The sequence below is a fragment of the Paenibacillus polygoni genome (genome assembly GCF_030263935.1).
Taxonomy (GTDB): Bacteria; Bacillota; Bacilli; order Paenibacillales; family Paenibacillaceae; genus Paenibacillus; species Paenibacillus polygoni.
In genome coordinates this window covers 572,137-590,732 of record NZ_CP127162.1, presented here as the reverse complement: position 1 = coordinate 590,732, position 18,596 = coordinate 572,137, and the positions used below count along the sequence as shown (strand labels likewise).

At 44.6% G+C, this 18,596-nt stretch carries 15 protein-coding genes and 1 riboswitch; of the genes, 4 read left to right on the top strand and 11 right to left on the bottom strand.

Translation table 11 applies throughout. The features are described from left to right. Nucleotides 1-35: 35 nt before the first annotated feature. Nucleotides 36-1,130, bottom strand: a complete 1,095-nt coding sequence (locus QPK24_RS02895; protein ID WP_285746013.1) for a D-alanine--D-alanine ligase — start codon at nt 1,128-1,130, stop codon at nt 36-38. 130 nt (nt 1,131-1,260) lie between these two features. Further along, nucleotides 1,261-2,292, bottom strand: a complete 1,032-nt coding sequence (locus tag QPK24_RS02890; protein ID WP_407082985.1) for an amidase domain-containing protein — start codon at nt 2,290-2,292, stop codon at nt 1,261-1,263. Nucleotides 2,293-2,519: 227 nt separating this feature from the next. On the opposite strand from QPK24_RS02890, the gene acnA reads away from it, so the two are divergent. Then, on the top strand, nt 2,520-5,246 hold the full coding sequence (gene acnA, locus QPK24_RS02885; protein WP_285746010.1) for an aconitate hydratase AcnA: 2,727 nt from the start codon (nt 2,520-2,522) through the stop codon (nt 5,244-5,246). Nucleotides 5,247-5,349: 103 nt separating this feature from the next. On the opposite strand, the gene QPK24_RS02880 is transcribed toward acnA, so the two are convergent. From QPK24_RS02880 to QPK24_RS02870, 3 genes are all read right to left on the bottom strand, one after another. Further along, on the bottom strand, nt 5,350-6,204 hold the full coding sequence (locus QPK24_RS02880; RefSeq protein WP_285746008.1) for a manganese catalase family protein: 855 nt from the start codon (nt 6,202-6,204) through the stop codon (nt 5,350-5,352). Between the two features lie 110 nt (nt 6,205-6,314). Then, entirely contained in the window at nt 6,315-8,081 is a 1,767-nt protein-coding gene (thiC, locus tag QPK24_RS02875; RefSeq protein ID WP_285749055.1) for a phosphomethylpyrimidine synthase ThiC, read from the bottom strand. A gap of 311 nt (nt 8,082-8,392) precedes the next feature. After that, a riboswitch (TPP riboswitch) is annotated at nt 8,393-8,503 on the bottom strand. A 117-nt stretch (nt 8,504-8,620) separates the two neighbouring features. Then, complete coding sequence (locus QPK24_RS02870) at nt 8,621-9,370, bottom strand: IclR family transcriptional regulator (RefSeq protein WP_160036541.1); 750 nt, start codon at nt 9,368-9,370, stop codon at nt 8,621-8,623. 411 nt (nt 9,371-9,781) lie between these two features. On the opposite strand from QPK24_RS02870, the gene QPK24_RS02865 reads away from it, so the two are divergent. Together QPK24_RS02865 and QPK24_RS02860 are read left to right on the top strand one after the other, a co-directional pair. Next, nucleotides 9,782-10,789, top strand: coding sequence for an alpha/beta hydrolase (locus QPK24_RS02865; protein ID WP_285746005.1), 1,008 nt, complete (start codon nt 9,782-9,784; stop codon nt 10,787-10,789). Between the two features lie 241 nt (nt 10,790-11,030). Next, nucleotides 11,031-12,296: a superoxide dismutase gene (locus tag QPK24_RS02860; RefSeq protein WP_285746003.1), complete on the top strand. Its 1,266-nt coding sequence runs from the start codon at nt 11,031-11,033 to the stop codon at nt 12,294-12,296. A gap of 121 nt (nt 12,297-12,417) precedes the next feature. Here QPK24_RS02860 and QPK24_RS02855 read toward each other — a convergent pair whose 3' ends face one another. The 6 genes from QPK24_RS02855 to QPK24_RS02830 form a co-directional block, all read right to left on the bottom strand. Then, nucleotides 12,418-13,209 (bottom strand): lipoate--protein ligase family protein, encoded by a 792-nt coding sequence (locus QPK24_RS02855; RefSeq protein WP_285746001.1) that lies wholly within the window; start codon nt 13,207-13,209, stop codon nt 12,418-12,420. A 117-nt stretch (nt 13,210-13,326) separates the two neighbouring features. Next, a complete protein-coding gene (gene folE / locus QPK24_RS02850) occupies nt 13,327-13,920 on the bottom strand; it encodes a GTP cyclohydrolase I FolE (RefSeq protein WP_160036537.1) in 594 nt (197 codons plus the stop codon). A gap of 54 nt (nt 13,921-13,974) precedes the next feature. Beyond that, nucleotides 13,975-14,238 carry a YneF family protein gene (locus tag QPK24_RS02845; protein WP_285745998.1) on the bottom strand — a complete coding sequence of 88 codons (264 nt, stop codon included), beginning with the start codon at nt 14,236-14,238 and terminating at the stop codon, nt 13,975-13,977. Between the two features lie 123 nt (nt 14,239-14,361). After that, nucleotides 14,362-16,185, bottom strand: coding sequence for a tRNA epoxyqueuosine(34) reductase QueG (queG, locus tag QPK24_RS02840; RefSeq protein WP_285745996.1), 1,824 nt, complete (start codon nt 16,183-16,185; stop codon nt 14,362-14,364). 56 nt (nt 16,186-16,241) lie between these two features. Next, a complete protein-coding gene (gene lepB / locus QPK24_RS02835; RefSeq protein WP_160036534.1) occupies nt 16,242-16,820 on the bottom strand; it encodes a signal peptidase I in 579 nt (192 codons plus the stop codon). Between the two features lie 187 nt (nt 16,821-17,007). Continuing rightward, a complete protein-coding gene (locus tag QPK24_RS02830) occupies nt 17,008-17,433 on the bottom strand; it encodes a GNAT family N-acetyltransferase (protein ID WP_160036533.1) in 426 nt (141 codons plus the stop codon). A 540-nt stretch (nt 17,434-17,973) separates the two neighbouring features. Between QPK24_RS02830 and QPK24_RS02825 the strand changes: the two genes are divergently transcribed. Continuing rightward, complete coding sequence (locus tag QPK24_RS02825; protein WP_213534829.1) at nt 17,974-18,585, top strand: superoxide dismutase; 612 nt, start codon at nt 17,974-17,976, stop codon at nt 18,583-18,585. Nucleotides 18,586-18,596 lie beyond the last annotated feature (11 nt).

Here is an 18,596-nt window from a genome sequence, read left to right as displayed (position 1 = left end):
AAGGGGGAGTCATTGCTCCCCTTCCCGCTTACTTCTTATTTATTATTTTCGTACTGCAATGCTTGTTTCAGTTCATAACGTTCTAGGGCAAGCTCAATCATACGATCAAGAAGCGCCTTATAGGATATACCTGTCTCACGCCACAACAGAGGATACATACTGAACGGGGTAAACCCAGGCATTGTATTCACTTCATTAATAAGAATCTTTCCATCCGAACGGCGGACGAAGAAGTCTGCACGAGTAATCCCGTTTCCTTCAATTGCACGGAATGCACTCAGTGCTGCTTCGCGAACTTGATCTGCTTTCTCTTCATCAAGAGGAGCCGGGATCAGCATTTCGGATTGTCCATCCGTATACTTCGCTGCATAATCGTAATAATCGCTTGAAGATACGATCTCGCCCGGAACGGAAGCAATTGCTTCTTCATTACCAAGTACGCTGACTTCCACTTCTCTTGCATCGACAAACTCTTCTACGATGACTTTGATATCATAGCGAAGAGCATATTCAACTGCTTCAATCAGTTCTTCCCGGTTGCGTGCCTTGGAAATACCTACACTTGAGCCAAGGTTCGCCGGTTTAACGAACATGGGGTATCCAAGCTGGCCTTCCATATTCACAATGAGTTCATCGCTCGAACGTTTCCACTGAATATGATTAAAGTAAGCATACTCACACTGCTCAATACCCGCCTGTGCGAATAATTTCTTCATCGTTACTTTATCCATACCGGCAGCAGATGGCAGTACACCCGCACCTACGTACGGCATATCAGCCATTTCGAAAAGTCCTTGAATTGTACCATCTTCACCATACGTGCCATGCAAGAGCGGGAACATAACATCGATTTCACTCTCGCCGCCGTATAGACGGCTGAATAACGTGTTCAGTGCATCGCGAGTATCCTCGGGATTGCCCTTAAGCTGCAGTGCATCTACGCTTGCAGGCGGAGCTGTAAGCCTATTTCCTTTTGCCCAAGTCCCCTGCTTCGAGATATAAAAAGGAACGAGCTCGTATTTGTCATAATCAAAAGCACTTGTCACCGCAAATGCAGTCTGCAGGGATACCTCGTGTTCCCCTGATTTACCACCGTATACAATACCTACGGTCATTTTATTCTGTACCATGCCTAACCTCCGGTTTCTATTAAACGGATAGGTCTTGGAGAAATTCGTTCACTTAGAAGATTTCGTATCCGCCAAGGCCCACCGTATCTATGCCAGCAGTATATTCATCAAGGATGATGATCGTTCCGTATTATGTTCCTAGCGTATCAGAGATATGAAAAAAACAGTATCTGGTCGCAGTTGTCCAAGCATAAGAATCCTTATAGTCCCAGTAGCGATGCCGACTGCTGACGGTGTTTGCATTCACTAGCGGCATTCCTCCCGCATCAAACCCCGTCACGATGGTACTGTGCTGGTATCTTCCGTCACCATCCCAATCATAAAAAATAACATCCCCAAGCTGAAGCTCTCTCGGACTGTCAACAAGGGTTGCAGTAAGACCCGTACGAGCATGGGTTAAGTAACTCTGCAAACTATGAGATACGGCCCAGCTAAAGCTCCATAATTCTCTTCCGCCTACGTAACCTCTATACCACCAGCCTGACTCTCTCCTACCAGTATAGTTGATCGGCGCTCCCCCTGCAAAGAGACATTGAGAGATATAATTGGTGCAGTTCACATCAAATTCCTCGAACTCAGGATTACCGGAATCCCACCACCTGTCTGCATAGGCTACAGCATCCTCTCTGCGATAACGGGAAGGTCTTGCAGGAATGCCGGGATATAATAATTCTCTATTTAAAAGCGGTTTGTTTAAGGCTGAACTATTCTCAGCGCTTATCGAATCGCCCAGAGTTATGGGTTTACGTTCAGGGACATCATGAACAATACTCGAAATGCCCCAGCGGCCTTGGTGTTTGTTAAAGGTGAGCCGCTCTTTTTCAATCCGATCCTCCCGATGGGTAATACCTGACTTCATATAATAAAGCCGACGATAGAGCTGCACATCTGCTACTCCTTGATTTGGCTCATTAGATAGTACCCGAAGCAGTTTGGCCCGCGTCTCGCTTCGGACAGGATGAGATTCACGTTCATGATACCACTGCTCTAACAAAAGGAGCCGCTCTGCCCTCTTCTCGAGTATCGCCACATCGGCAATTAACTGCTCATGATGTGGTTTACAGCTGATTTCGCAAGCATTGTAATCATTAACATAGGTGTATAACGCATGATTCCATTCACGTTCCACGCCTTTTTCTCCCCTTTCCCATGCCCTAGCCATTTCCAACGTTCCAAGCTTCCTTTCTTTCATCTATATGACAAAGTATCCCAGGGTATGTACGGGGCCTAAGCACATCTACCCTGAAAAAACCCTTTACGAACAAGTTTGAAAACGGTATACTAAACTCAAAAGTTCGTTTATGAAATAGCGTTTCACACAGTGAAACAAACAATGATGGACCTATGAAAATGAACTCATCCGAATATTATTAATTAGGAGGTACATGCATGTCTCAAAAGAATCATTTCTCTGCTGCAAGTTCGCTTGAAGTCGGGGGCAAAACGTACCGTTACTACAGCCTCAAGTCTTTGCAAGATCAAGGTCGTGGCGATATCTCTAAACTTCCCTTCTCTATTAAAGTGTTACTAGAAGCTGCCGTTCGCCAGTTTGATGGACGCGCAATTACAGAAGAACACGTAAGCCAGCTTACAGGCTGGGCTGAAGGCAAAGATAACAATAAAGAAATTCCATTCATTCCCGCACGTATTGTATTGCAAGATTTCACCGGTGTACCGGTTGTCGTAGACCTTGCTGCAATGCGCGATACAGTAAAAAAAGCAGGCGGCGACCCTAAAAAAATCAATCCGCTTGTCCCTGTTGATCTCGTTATCGACCACTCCGTTATGGTTGATGCTTACGGAACAAACGATGCGCTGGATTACAATATAAAAGTAGAATTTGAACGTAACGAAGAACGTTATCGCTTCTTGCGCTGGGCGCAAACGGCATTTGATAACTTCCGTGCGGTTCCCCCTTCCACAGGGATTGTTCACCAAGTCAACCTTGAATATCTTGCTTCTGTAGCTGCTACCAAAGAGATTGACGGCGAAACAGTAGTATTCCCGGATTCCCTCGTTGGTACAGACTCCCATACCACGATGATTAATGGTCTCGGCGTTGTTGGCTGGGGCGTTGGCGGTATTGAAGCGGAAGCTGGAATGCTCGGACAACCGCTGTATTTTGTAACTCCTGAAGTTATTGGATTCAAACTTACCGGCAGCCTTGCTGAAGGGGCAACAGCAACAGACCTTGCACTGACTGTTACAGAAATGCTTCGTAAAAAAGGCGTTGTCGGTAAATTCGTTGAGTTCTATGGTCCTGGACTCTCTAACATCAGCCTTGCTGACCGTGCAACGGTAGCAAACATGGCTCCTGAGTATGGCGCAACGGTAGGATATTTCCCTGTTGATACCGAAACACTCAACTACCTTCGTAATACGGGCCGCTCAGAAGAACAAGTCGAGCTGGTTGAAGCATATTACAAAGCTCAAGGCATGTTCCGCACGAATCATACAGAAGACCCTGTTTTCTCAGATACCATTGAACTGGATCTAGCGTCTGTTGTACCGTCCCTTGCAGGACCTAAACGTCCACAAGACCGTATTGAACTGACAAAAATGAAAGAAAACTGGGAAGGCATTGTACGTACCCCTGTAGACAAAGGCGGCTATGGACTCAGTGATGAGAAGATTGCTGAGAAAGTATCGGTTACTCACCCGGACGGTACTAAGAGTGAACTCTCTGCTGGAGCAGTCGTTATTGCGGCAATTACAAGCTGTACGAATACTTCTAACCCGAGCGTAATGGTCGGTGCAGGTCTTCTTGCTAAAAAAGCAGTGGAGCGCGGACTTACTAAACCAGGTTATGTAAAAACTTCTCTGACTCCAGGTTCTCTCGTAGTAACAGAGTATCTGACAAAAGCCGGACTTCTTGAGCCGCTTGAGAAGCTTGGATTTAACGTTGCTGGTTATGGCTGTGCAACATGTATCGGTAACTCTGGTCCACTTCCTGAGGAAGTCAGCCAGGCAATTACAGATAACGACCTTACGGTTGCAGCTGTCCTTTCCGGTAACCGGAACTTTGAAGGCCGTGTTCACGCTCAAGTAAAAGCAAACTACCTGGCTTCTCCGCCTCTAGTGGTTGCATATGCACTTGCTGGAACGGTAAACATTGATCTTCAAAATGATCCAATTGGTTATGATACAAATAATCAGCCTGTATATCTGAAAGATATCTGGCCTACTTCTGCGGAAATTCAAGAAGCGATTAACATCTCCTTGAACAGAGACATGTTCCGCAATAAATATGCTAATGTATTTACAGCGAACGAACGCTGGAATGCCATTGAAATTCCGGAAGGCGAACTGTATGAGTGGGATGAAAACTCCACTTACATTCAGAATCCTCCGTTCTTTGAAGGTCTCGGTGACGAGCTGAATGACATTCAAAATATCCGTGATGCACGTGTTCTAGCACTCTTGGGTGATTCCGTAACAACGGACCATATCTCTCCTGCAGGGAATATCTCTCCATCAAGTCCTGCTGGATTGTATCTGAAAGAACACGGTGTTGAGCGTAAAGACTTCAACTCGTACGGTTCCCGCCGTGGTAACCACGAAGTGATGATGCGCGGTACTTTCGCAAACATTCGGATTCGTAACCAAGTTGCACCAGGCACAGAAGGCGGAGTAACCACCTACCTTCCTACCGATGAAGTAATGTCGATCTACGATGCTTCCATGAAGTATCAAGAAAAAGGCAGAAACTTAGTCGTGCTTGCAGGTAAAGAATACGGTACAGGAAGCTCCCGTGACTGGGCAGCAAAAGGTACCCTTCTGCTCGGCGTAAAAGCGGTTATCGCAGAAAGCTTTGAACGGATTCACCGCAGTAACCTCGTAGGTATGGGCGTTCTCCCACTTCAATTCAAAGAAGGTTATGGATGGTCCAGCCTAGGTCTGAACGGTCGTGAAACGTTTGATATCGTTGGTCTCAGTAATGATGTTACTCCAGGCCAAGAGCTGACGGTAACGGCTACTCGCGAAGACGGAACCGAGTTTGATTTCCCAGTGATTGCACGTCTTGACAGTATGGTGGATGTAGATTATTACCACAATGGCGGTATTCTGCAAACTGTACTTCGTCAGCTGATGCAAAATGACGAGCAAACCGTTTAAGCTATCAACTTTGAGCTTATAAAAGAAGCCGCAATTTCCTGCCTATTGGCAAGAGATTGCGGCTTTTGTTTTTTTAATTGCTATACTCAGTAAATACCTTTTTCTAGTGGTTCAAATCGTACAGTCCCGGACTATGCATATTAGGCTGTTCTGGCAATTCAGGTACCGGGAAACCTTCCGGCGGATCAGTAACTTGAAGTTCTTCTCCATTACGGCTTGGTGATTCCCCTGTGAAAATTTCCCCAATCCGGGTTGAATCCAATCGGAAATTAAACTGCGCATTATGGTATCCCAGGTCTACATATTTTCTGCACTCTGGGTACTTATTAATATCGTAGTTAGGAATCGGGAATATTTTGCCCCAGTCTACCCCGAGAGTCTCCAGCGCTTTAGCAAAAGCATTCTGATGCGCATTATCTCTTACAATCAAAAATCCAAGGGTTTCGCGGAATGTTTTATTCGAACTCATCTCATAGATCCTTGTCTTTTGCAAAACACCAGTAGATTCTAGCACCACGTTGTTAAGTAAATCAGCAGTTAGATTCCCATGGTTATATACATAACTTCCAAGCCAAGGATTCCCGCCTGCATCTACAGGTAGTGAACCTTGTCCACCCATAATATAATGGTGCGGGTTTGCATGACGAACAGCTTCATCAATCGGTGCCCCATCTACCCCGGCATTCCCAGGAACGTCTTCTCCACTTCCGCTCAGCAGTTGGTTAATGGTTTGTTGAACAAGTTCTACATGGGCGATTTCTTCAAGAAATACACCACGAATCAAATCACGATACTGGGTTGCTTTACCCCGAAAATTACTGCTCTGAAAGAAATACTGCATCATCGTACGCATTTCACCAAATTGTCCGCCAAGCGTTTCCTGAATCACTTTAGCTGCCGCTGGATCGGGCTTGTCTGGTACAATAATATTAATTAAATCTTCTTTGTAAAAATACATAGGTTAGGGCCTCCTTCATTTTTGATCATTCGGATACCCTATTTTGTTCTTCCGTTTCATGATTTATACAAAAGAAAGAGTACTACTCCATGAAAAAGGAGGACTTTCTATTAAGAAAAATCTATATCTAAAGACGAAATAGAGGAATGCTTATTTCGGTACTCTGCTGCTTTTTCCTGCATTCCAACATGAACAGCCTCAGTCTCGCTTACCCCCTTTTCAGCAGCAAGATTTCGGATATCCTGGGTAATTCGCATACTACAGAACTTCGGTCCACACATTGAACAAAAATGAGCCGTCTTCGCTCCCTCGGCAGGCAGGGTCTCATCATGGTAAGACAACGCCCGCTCTGGATCGAGCGAAAGGTGGAACTGGTCCCTCCAGCGGAATTCGAATCGTGCTTTGGATAAGGCATCGTCACGACGCTGTGCTCCTTTATGCCCCTTCGCCAAATCTGCTGCATGTGCAGCAATTTTATAGGCAATAACTCCCTCCCGAACATCATTCTTATCCGGCAGACCGAGATGCTCTTTCGGCGTAACATAACAAAGCATCGAAGTACCAAACCAAGCAATCATCGCCGCGCCAATAGCAGAAGTGATATGATCATAACCCGGTGCAATATCGGTTGTTAAAGGACCCAGCGTGTAAAATGGAGCTTCCTTACAAATTTCCATCTGCAGATCTACGTTTTCTTTAATCTTGTGCATCGGTACATGACCCGGTCCCTCGATCATCACCTGAATATCGTGCTTCCAGGCGATTTGCGTGAGTTCCCCCAGCGTAGCAAGTTCTGCCATCTGTGCCTCATCATTCGCATCATAGATGCTTCCCGGCCGCAGCCCATCACCCAGCGAGAAGGCAACATCGTAGGTCTTCATAATCTCGCATATTTCTTCAAAATGAGTATATAAAAAGTTCTCCTTATGATGGGCTAAGCACCAAGCTGCCATAATCGAACCGCCTCGCGACACAATCCCTGTCATGCGCTTGGCAGTCATAGGAATATACCTAAGCAGCACCCCAGCGTGGATTGTAAAATAATCAACACCTTGTTCTGCCTGCTCAATCAAGGTATCCCGGTACACTTCCCAGCTCAGCTGATCTGCTTCACCGTTCACTTTTTCGAGCGCCTGATATAAAGGCACCGTTCCAATGGGAACAGGCGCATTACGAATAATCCATTCCCGGGTGGTATGAATGTTACGGCCTGTCGATAGATCCATTACCGTATCGGCTCCCCAGCGTACCGCCCATGTCATTTTCTCTACCTCTTCTTTTATAGAAGAAGAAACAGCCGAGTTACCAATGTTTGCATTGATTTTTACAAGAAAGTTTCTTCCGATCATCATCGGCTCAGCTTCCGGATGGTTGATATTAGCCGGCAGAATCGCTCGTCCACTAGCAATTTCTTCGCGCACAAACTCTGGTTCCAGCCCTTCACGAATAGCAGCAAACTCCATCTCCGGCGTGATGATCCCCCTGCGGGCATAATGCAGCTGCGTCACATTCTGACCCGATTTTGCTCGCAGCGGCCTGCTTGCTTCTCCTGGAAAAACTTCAGCTGCTTGCTGAACACTTCGTTCTGACCGCAGACCATTATCCTCCGGTTTCACGGTCCGCCCTTCATAATACTCCACATCCCCGCGCTCCCATATCCAATCGTGCCGAAGCGCAGGAAGTCCTTTTGTAATATCTGCTTCATAATCGGCATCACCCATCGGCCCGCTTGTATCATAGACACGAAAAGGTTCGTTGATCTCTACCCCTTGCGGAGTTTGGGTGGGACTAAGCTCTATCTCGCGTTCCGGAACAACAAGATCAGGCCGGGATCCTGTCTTGTACACTTTACGGCTTGCAGGAAAAGGAATGTACATCGATTCACTCCCTATTCCTTCTGTAATGCCCTCTTCTTTACTATTCTTGGTACTCGCTTGTTGCTGCAACTTCATCTTCTTCATCCTCCTCCAAAGTGGCTTACCGCCCCTGTAAAAGAATCACATGAACCTTTGCTGCAAGAAGTGTACGACAATAAAAAAAGCCGACTCCCTTAGGGAATCGGCTTCTATACAATAGTTTGTTCCTACTCTCTCCCTATCTATACAGGCGAATTTCGAAAGTCGCGTCATGACACGGCTCCTGAAATCAGATAAGCTGCCTGTTTAGATGGAATCGAATAAGCTCCTAGTGTTATCGCCAATTACTTCCCTACGCTGGTATGATCCAGATCAGGTGCAAAGAGTCCGGCATCTTGCGACACCATCTCAGCCCGGCCTTACGGGCTCCCCTAGTAAGTTGTTATTACGTTATTGTGTCAAAACACTTCCGTTCTTCTAACGAACGGTCTCTATTAGGGTATCTCATAAAAACGAGAAACACAACCTAATATTTACATATTCTAGCTTGATAGCTGTTGCTATCTCAGCATAAGCCCCATCTGAGCTGCCGCTTTCACAAGCACTGGTCCATATTCATGCAGCGTCTCCTGAGATAATCTGCTGACAGGTCCCGAGACGGATAAAGCCGCTGCCACATTCCCTTTACGGTCAAAAATCGGAGCAGAAACGGCGGCCGCTCCCGGCTCTCTTTCTTCATAACTTGTAGCAAAACCTAACGCTTTGATCTCTTGAAGCTGCGCTAAATAGGTTTCTTTGTCAAAAGGAATCTGAGGATCAAACTGCCTGATTAATTGTTCCTGCTCTTCAAGCGGTGCAAAAGCAACCAGTACTTTGCTCGAAGCGCCTACAGATAAAGGAAGTCTGACTCCTACAGGAGCGACCCGGCGAATGGCCTGGTTGCTTTGCACAGCCTGAACACGAATACGTTCAATGCCATCCCTTAAATACAAACTAACGGTCTCTCCTAAATTATCTCGAAGCTGTTCCATTGCAGGAAGCAGCAACACAGCGGGATCATCACTTTGCGACATATGCGCGGCGAGTTCCCATATCCGAATCCCCAGCCGATATTTCTCAGTAGCGGGATTACGGATAACAAACCCTCTCTCCTCCAGGGTCGACAACAGTCGATGCACCGTACTTTTATGTAATCCAATCTTGCTGGATATTTCGGTTAGCCCAAGGTCCGTTTGACCTGTAAAAGTGAGCAGAATGTCCAGTGCCCGTTCGACCGCTCGAACTGTTGATTTGCGATCCTGATCTTCCATGGGATCCATGCTCCTTTCATGTTTCATCACGTGAAACCTGGTTACATAAATTATATGAGAACTCGTCCTTAAAGTAAAGATATTTATTGAGAATGAATCTCATTTAGGGGATATCATCTTCTTATTAAGGCCCTCTTCTCATCTTATGAGATTAGGGCTTGCTTCACTTGACAAGCATCTTTTACTACTAGATTGTCGAATATTACATCTGTGTAACAAATCACCTTAATGGATTGACTTTGCTACTTGTAGAACATAGGATTAAAAATAATAGTAAGAGAATCAAGAAGTGACTAATGAAGAACATGTCATACTTTGTCGGAAATTTATGTACAATCCTACAATAACTAGTCCTTTAGTCGTGAGAGATCAAATGGTATAAAATACTAACCAGAAGGAGGGGATCTTTGAATGTTTCCTACATCCAAGAGCAATAGTCATCTTCAGCGAGACGTATCAACGATTCCTCCAGCAATCTCACCAAGGTTGATTCGTTTTAAACATATTATTGTAGCTCTTATTCTATCCATCCTATTCTTTTTCGTATTCTGTTTTATTGCTCTTCATGCCTATATTGCCTGGGTACTATCGAATCCAACAGTAGCACCCGTATACTCAAATCCTATGCTTGCCAAAGGGATGGGCTATGAAGAAGTTACGTTTCCTGCTGTCGACGGTAGCCGGAATGTGAATGGCTGGTATATTCCCGCAGAGGAAGACAGCTCGAAAGCAAGTTCGAAAACCATCATTTTGAGTCATGGATATGGTGCTAATCGGGAGGAATCTTGGATTCCTATGTATGACCTGGCCCATTACGCTCACCAGCAAAATTTCAATGTCATTATGTTTGACTACGGATTTGCCTCACAGAACAGCCGCGGTGTTGCTACGGGAGGAAAAGCAGAGTCCAAACAGCTGCTTGGTGCAGTACAATTAGCGAAGCAAAAGGGTGCTCAGGAAGTCGTAGTCTGGGGCTTTTCGATGGGAGCAGGTACGGCCTTACAGGCCGCTCTCGTCTCGGATGATATTGATGCGATGATCCTCGACAGCACCTTCTTGCTCGAGCCGGATACTTTATATCATAATATCCAGAATCAGATCGACTTGCCGAGACAGCCGACTTTACAAATTCTCACGATGTTATTTCCCATTCTTAACGGTACAAGTCTGAATTCCATACCGTATCAGGCAGTAAAAACAACCGATTATGACATTCCGATCTTATTTATTCATGGTACAGAGGATGACAAAGCCCCTTATCCTATGGCTGAACTTTTCGCTAGTAATCAAACGAATCCCAATTCTGATGTATGGATTGTAGATGATGCCCACCATGAGCTTATTTTTAGAGAACATCCAAAGGAATACTTACGAAGAGTATCGATGTTCCTCGGTAATATACAACTAGCACAGCAATAACAAAATATTTCATTGAGAGGGCACCTTAAACCAAGGTGCCTTTTTTGTGCATCCAACAAAAGCTCGCAGCCTGTGCTTGGATCTATTAACCAACCATTCCCCCTTGCCTGTTTCATATTCTTTGACAAGTCATCATAAACCAAGCCCCTCGAAGAATAGGAATAGAAGAGATAACGTCCTCGACTAGATGCTGCGATTTTTAAAAAAGAAGGTATCCATTATTTTAGGAGGTAACCCGTATATGGAGCTTGCGTATGGTCCCTATTTACCGCTGCGTGTTCTTGAAGAGATCGGTTCTTGGAAAGATGCAGAAAAGGAATACATTGATATTATTCTGTCTATTGTACCGAATCTAGAATCGCCTTATGTAAAACTGCTTGATGAATGGAAATCTGTTTTTGAGAGAACAAGCTACACAGCAGACGACTGGAAGAAGAAAACGAAGGAAGTTTCTGAGCCCGCTAATGAATATATGCTGGGACAGATGGATGTTCTGCTTCAAACCTGTTTCTCCCAGTCCAAAGAATTCCATCGCCAGCTTGGTCATTTACTAAGCGGCAGTGAGTCGGTAGCAAAGCATCCTTCCGCGAAAGTAATACTTGAGTATATTCGAAATCAGTGTGAAAAAAACATAAATCAGTTAAAACCTTTGGATCGTCCAAATGCAGTATCTACTCTAATTAACAAACCTGCGTATACGAACGCACAGCAGCGAGACGACTGGGATGAAGAACCCTTCCCTTATCCTGAAGTAGCAAGATATGACCGGCTTGGCGAAGAAGATTTCACAGCTGCATCCACCGTTTCTTCACAAGCAGATACGTATGCTGGTGTGTCACTTGAAGCAAACGCTCAAGAAGCTTCAGGCCCTCCAGAAACACCTGTACCGATCGGCGGGCACAAACTCCCTCCTCTGCCTTATGCTTATAATGCACTTGAACCTTATATTGACGAGAAAACGATGCGTATCCATCATGATAAGCATCATAAAACCTATGTGGATGACCTGAACAAAGCAGAGAAGAAATTACAAGAAGCCAGAAAAGATGGAGATTTCGAACTTGTAAAGCATTGGGAAAGGGAGCTTGCATTTAACGGAGCCGGGCACTATCTGCATACCATCTTCTGGAATATTATGAATCCGAAAGGGGGCGGCAAACCCACCGGCTCTCTCGGCGAACAAATCCGCAAAGACTTTGGAAGTTATGAAGCGTTCAAGAAACACTTTACAGAAGCAGCGAATAAAGTAGAAGGCGGCGGATGGGCTGTCCTTGTCTGGAGCCCTAGGTCACATCGTCTGGAGATTCTTCAAGCGGAGAAACACCAGAATCTGTCTCAATATGATATCGTCCCATTGCTTCCTCTCGATGTGTGGGAACATGCTTATTACCTTAAACATCAGAATGAAAGAAAAAGGTACATCACCGACTGGTGGAATGTCGTTTACTGGCCAGAGGTATCCGAACGATTCATGGAAGCGCGTAAACTACGCTGGGCACCTTATTAATAATCACCAAAGTGTAATAGATGTTAGTTACAGCTCACTTTCAATTAATACGCCTCTATACAGACTACAGCCTGTGCAGTTATGCACAGGCTGCTTTTTTCTACATCTCTCTGTTCCTAATCTAGTCCCGGTCATATCTTTCTCTGAGTAAGGTAACCATCTTTTCTACTTCTTCTCCGCTTACCTTAGACTCGGTTTCAGATACATGTACAGCCTGCTTACGAAAAACTTGAATAAGCGAGTTCATGTAAGCTTCAGCTGAAGGCACACCTGCCAGTTCACGTAGGCCTCCCATCGTTCCTGATTTAACCTGTGGATAATCTTCTTCTTCACCTTTCGCCGCAGCGTCATAGAATTCACGTACTTCTGCTGCCAGGTCATCCCCATGATCCTCAACAATAATAAAAGCGGTAATGAGATAGGCTTTCGCTAAACGGCGCTGGGCTATCCCGCAAAATTTACGACCAGCTATGCTAACATCATAATCCCCCGGGCAAAAGGCCCCCTCAATTTCCCCAGCTTTTGCTACAGCTTCCCAAGGCAGTAATGCCTCTTGTATGTAACTCACCATCTTCTTAAAATCTTCATGGATATTGATGACTCGATCTGTGTTAGGCATAATCAAAGATACATTAATCACCCCAGGTGTAAGTTTTACAGCAGCCCCACCCGAAGGTCGTACACAAGTACGGATTCCGCGAGATTCATAGCTCTGCAGTACACCCGAAGCCCCTTTAAGCCTGCGGTCTCTCAGTCCAATTACCAGCGCATTCTCATGCCTCCATAGATGAGCAACCGGGGGATGGCCTTGTCCAACCTGCTTACACAGTACTTCTTCCCATGCAAAAGCAGCAAGCACATCTTCCGAACTTCTCATGAGCGGAGATTCATAAATCTGTAGTTCTTCGAACATGGTATTCTGCTCCTTTCCTTCCATATGTATCTCATCTGTACACATACAAAAAAGCCTTGACCTAAAAGGTCAAGGCTTTCGATCCGTACTTCATATGCCAAGGCCCGTCAAACGGTATTATCCTTTAAGCAAAGAAAGAAACTCAGCACGAGAAGCTGCATTCTCACGGAATGTACCGCGCGTCGCAGATGTAACCGTCATGCTGCCTGGTTTCTTGATGCCGCGAGCGCACATACATAAATGCTCACCTTCCACGACAACCATCACACCATTTGGTTTCAAAGCTTCATCCAAAATATCAGCAATTTGCGATGTGATACGTTCTTGCACCTGAAGACGGCGAGTTACTGCTTCTACCAATCTCGCAAGTTTGCTAAGACCGACAATTTGTCCACTTGGAACGTATCCGATATGAATTTTCCCGAAAAAGGGAGCCATATGGTGTTCGCATTGGCTGTAAAACACGATATCTTTGACGATAACCAGCTCTTCATGGTTCTCATCAAAAGTTACACCCAGTACATCCTTGGGATCTACCTCGTAACCTGCAAAAATTTCTTCGTACATACGAGTAACGCGCGCCGGTGTCTCAAGCAAACCTTCACGGTTTGTATCTTCACCAATCAGCTTTAATATTTGTTCAACATGGTATTCAATCTGCTCGCGATTATCCGCAACAGAAGAATTCACGTAATCTTTAAGTCCAGCCATTTCGTATAACCTCCCCGCCGTCGCATTTGGCATTTGGCAGGCAAATTGCAGCTGCTATCTTTTTCTGCCCTGATTTTTTCGCATAGGCGGTTGCATTCTACCAGCACCATTACCGCCTTGCTGGGATCTCATCATCTGTTGAGCACGCTGCATCTGCTTGCTATTCAAATTGTAACCCATTTGCTTAGCCATTTTTTGTAAAGCCTCAGGATCATTTTGCATTTTCTCCATCTGTTTGCGCAGATAGAAAGCCCCAATAAAGAATCCGCCGATCAAGCCCACAATTAGTGTAATAATGGGTATGATAATATCCCACATACTTCTACACCCCTATTTTTAACTAGATTTCCTATCGTTTAAAAACGGTTTACAAACGATATCATAGCATGTAGGATGGCTGCTAGCAAACGGAAATTGGTGTTTATCTTACCACTTTTATATCTAATTCTGATTCTCTATCTCCATAAGCTTCTCTTTTACAGATAATCCGCCTGGATATATGATAACGCCGCCTTCATTACCCGTTACCCGGTGGTGTGGAATAATGATCGACAGCGGATTTTTTCCGATAGCTGCCACAACAGAACGTACTGCTTTTGGTCTGCCGATCGTCTCTGCTACATCCAAACTTGATACACTTTGACCAACAGGAATATCAGCCAGTGCTTTCCACACTTGTACTTCAAAAGGAGTTCCGTGCTGATCGAGTTTTAGTTCAAACGATTTACGTTTCCCCTTTAGATACTCGTCCAGCTGTGACACTGCTTCCTTAAAAGGAGAGGGATCACAAACAAAATGATACTCTCCAATCCATGTTCTCGCCCATTGCTGCAAATGAGCTTCCCGCACTATATAATTACCAAAATCCAGTCGTGCAAGGCCCTGCGGCGTTGCACATAATGTTAACTCTCCGAGGTCTGTCATCATCTCATGATAATAAATAGGCGTACCCGAATGGTTTGTAACCGTTGTTGGCTTCCAAGATTCAGCCTCCCCCGGCGTCTTACTTTCTATATGATCTGCCTCTGAAGCAGCTTTGTCATATTGTTCGCTAGCGCTGCTGCTTAGTACAGCTTCACTATTTGTTATTGCAGGAAGTTTCGCACCTAAACGTTCTCCCGCTTTTTGAATCATGGTTAGGACGGTTTCATGTTCTTCTCTTAAAGATGCCTTTGTTAGTGTGTTCATTGCTTCGTCCCCTCCTATTTGGCCGAGCGCCCATGCGGCGGTTCCTCTCAGCTCAGGCCGCGGATCGCGCAGGAGCACTTCGCTTAATTTTGGTACAGCTGACTTATCTTTAAAATTCCCGAGTCCAATCACTGCATTTCGCTGAATCGGTTTCTTACCTCGCCAAGCGGCAGAAGTATGACCAAAACGTTCTTTAAATTCTTTATTGCTTAAATCAAGAATCGGTAACAACAACGGCTTTACAACCTCCGGGTCTGGCTCAAATTCAGGATGATGGTTCCAGTTCTTTCCTTTGTTCTTAGGACATACAATCTGGCAAGTATCACATCCATAGAGCCGATTCCCGATTTTTTTCATATATTCTTCATCCAAAAATCCTTTGGTTTGTGTCAAGAAAGATATACATTTCTGAGCATTAAGCTGTCCCGGTCCAACGAGAGCACCGGTAGGGCAGGCATCAATACATTTCGTACATTCTCCGCAGCCTTCCGTAACCGGTTCATCCGGTGTGAAAGGAATGTTCGTCACAAGCTCTCCAAGAAAAATCCAGGATCCAAGTGTAGGAGAAATGATGGCACAGTTTTTGCCGCTAAATCCAATACCCGCACGCTGTGAAACCGCACGATCTACCAAAACTCCTGTATCAACCATACTTTCAATGCGAGCTTCTGGAACTCTTTCCTTAATAAAATCCGAAAGTTTATCCATCGCTGCTCGAAGAACAAGATGATAATCTTGTCCCCAAGATGATCGTGCCAAAATTCCTCTATACTTTCCCGGTTCTGACTTCGGTGGATCTTTCATCTTTGATGGATACGCAATCGCGATCGCAATCAAGGAGGCTGGTTTCGCATCATCTAAAGCAGGGTTCACTCGTTTCTCTATATCTCGCTCTTCAAACCCTGATTCATAGCCTTTTGCCCGGTGCTCTTCTAGAATTGAACGTAAGGAAACAAAAGGATCAGCGGCCGCAAACCCGATATCATCAATACCGAGTGACGGCGCTGCGGCAATAATTTCTTGCTTCAACCATTCGTAACGCCCATCTGGGCTCGGTACTGACTGTCCGCTAATCATACTCTCACCTCTAAATTAAGTTATATAATGTATGTTTCTGTCATACGTTGTATCGTTCAGAGTCTTTTCATACTCTCCTTAGGCCAAAAAATAAATTCAGCCTTTCCTACAATCTCATCTGCTATCACACTTCCGAATAAACGACTATCCTTACTCATTCCGGCATGACGATTATCACCCATTACAAAATAGTGATCTTCCTGAAGTTTGATCGGTCCAAAATCAGGATCTTCAACGATAGTATCCGTGTAAGACTCTTGCTGGGCTTCCCCATTCACATATAATACATGATCCCTGATCTCAACGAGATCACCGGGAATCCCAATGACTCTTTTCACTAGAAACTCTTTACGGTCAGGTCCGCTGCTTGGATCATGAAGCACAACTACATCTTGTCGCTGCGGCTGTTCAAACTCATATATGATTTTGTTTATGAATAGTCGATTTTGTTCGGTAAGAGTAGGCTGCATGGATTCACCCTTAACGATGGAAATGTTAAACACAAATAAGTTCAGAAGCAGCATAATGACTAAAGCGATGGAAATTGTTTTAAACCATTCCTTTAGCTCTCTTGAAAAGCTGGAAGAGGATGGTTTCACCGGACGATCTTTTTTTTGCGGTACATGACGATTCATCCCTTAAGTCACCTCGATCATCTGTAAGTGGCATTTTTATCTATATTGTATAAATGCCATATGAATAGAAAAGCATATCTCGGTTCCATTTGCAACGGAAGCCAAGATATGCCTGATATGATGAATATTAGTTCTATTTATTCGTGTCTATTTATTTGTGTCTATTTTTTTATGCCTGATTCTCTAGTTAGTTGTGGACCAGAATACTCAGATTCTGAAAAGCTTTCATAATCTGGTTGGCACCGTATCCCATTGCCTCGTACAAAGGCATCGCGGCCTTGTTATGTTCATCACCTGCAACCCATACGCGGGTTACTTTGCGCTGCTGAAAACGTTTCTCCACAGCTTTAACCAAAGCTTTGCCCACTCCACGGCGTCTAGCATCTGGATGAATGGCAATACGATAAATGTAACCTTGATTCTGATCGATAGTCCCAATTAGTGCACCTACAAGTTCTCCGTCTTCCTCAGCAACCATGATTAGGTCCGAGTCCCAGGATAGTTGTCTTGCAAAAGGCCCAATCGTGTTCTCGTAGCAATCTTCCGACAAAGCAACTTGCAGCAGCTCCGTCACGCGATTTGCGTCACTCAACTGAAAGGAACGAATGTTCATCTGTTAATCTCCCTTTTCGTTAACTTTAGTGAGGTTTTACAAAAAAGGCATCCCTTTTTAACCAAAACCCGATGATCACTTTTCTGTATGTATTTAGATACAATCAGAATGTGCATTTAAATACAGGCAGAAAAACCGACATAGAGCCGGCTGGAACATCTGTCACGCCCATATAGGCCAACTAGAAATGTTCAGGAAATATAATTACGACAAAAAACGAAAAGTATTTACTTCTTGGTCCATTAAACCACATTTTATTACAGAAAACACGCAATTTTTTTCTGAAAGCGCTTCATTTGTAGCGTTTACATTTTCAGGCTTCCATTTCGTCCAACATCTGTTATACATGTCAAGTTACTTAGCATGATATATTTTTCCAATGTAAACTTGATGTGAATTATAAACCCTTATACAACAACTTATTCAACAAAAATGTTGATTAAATACGCTGAATACGGTTTAATAGAAATGACGAGGGGTAATTCTTACATAGAGACTGTACCTTTCATTTAAAACTATTTTATTAGGAGGAATTTCATTATGGCATTCCAATTACCAGCACTTCCTTACGCAAACGACGCACTAGAACCACATATCGATGCTCAAACAATGGAAATCCACCACGATCGTCATCACAATACTTATGTAACTAACTTGAACGCAGCTTTGGAAAACGCTCCTGAGCTTCAAGGTAAATCCCTTGAAGATCTGATCGCTAACCTTGACAGCGTACCTGAAAGCATCCGTACAGCTGTTCGCAACAACGGCGGCGGACACCATAACCACAGCCTGTTCTGGGAAATTATCGGACCTAACGGCGGCGGCGCTCCTACAGGTGCAATTGCAGCAGCGATTGACAGCGAGCTTGGCGGCTTTGATAAATTCAAAGAAGATTTCGCTAAAGCAGCAACAACTCGTTTCGGCAGCGGCTGGGCTTGGCTCGTTGTAGGTAAAGACGGTAAACTTGCAATTACAAGCACACCTAACCAAGACAGCCCGATCATGGAAGGACTGACACCAGTTCTTGGTCTTGATGTTTGGGAACATGCTTACTACCTGAAATATCAAAACAAACGTCCTGATTACATCGCTTCCTTCTGGAACGTAATCAACTGGGATGAAGTAAATAAACGTTACGAAGCTGCGAAATAATTCACTTCATA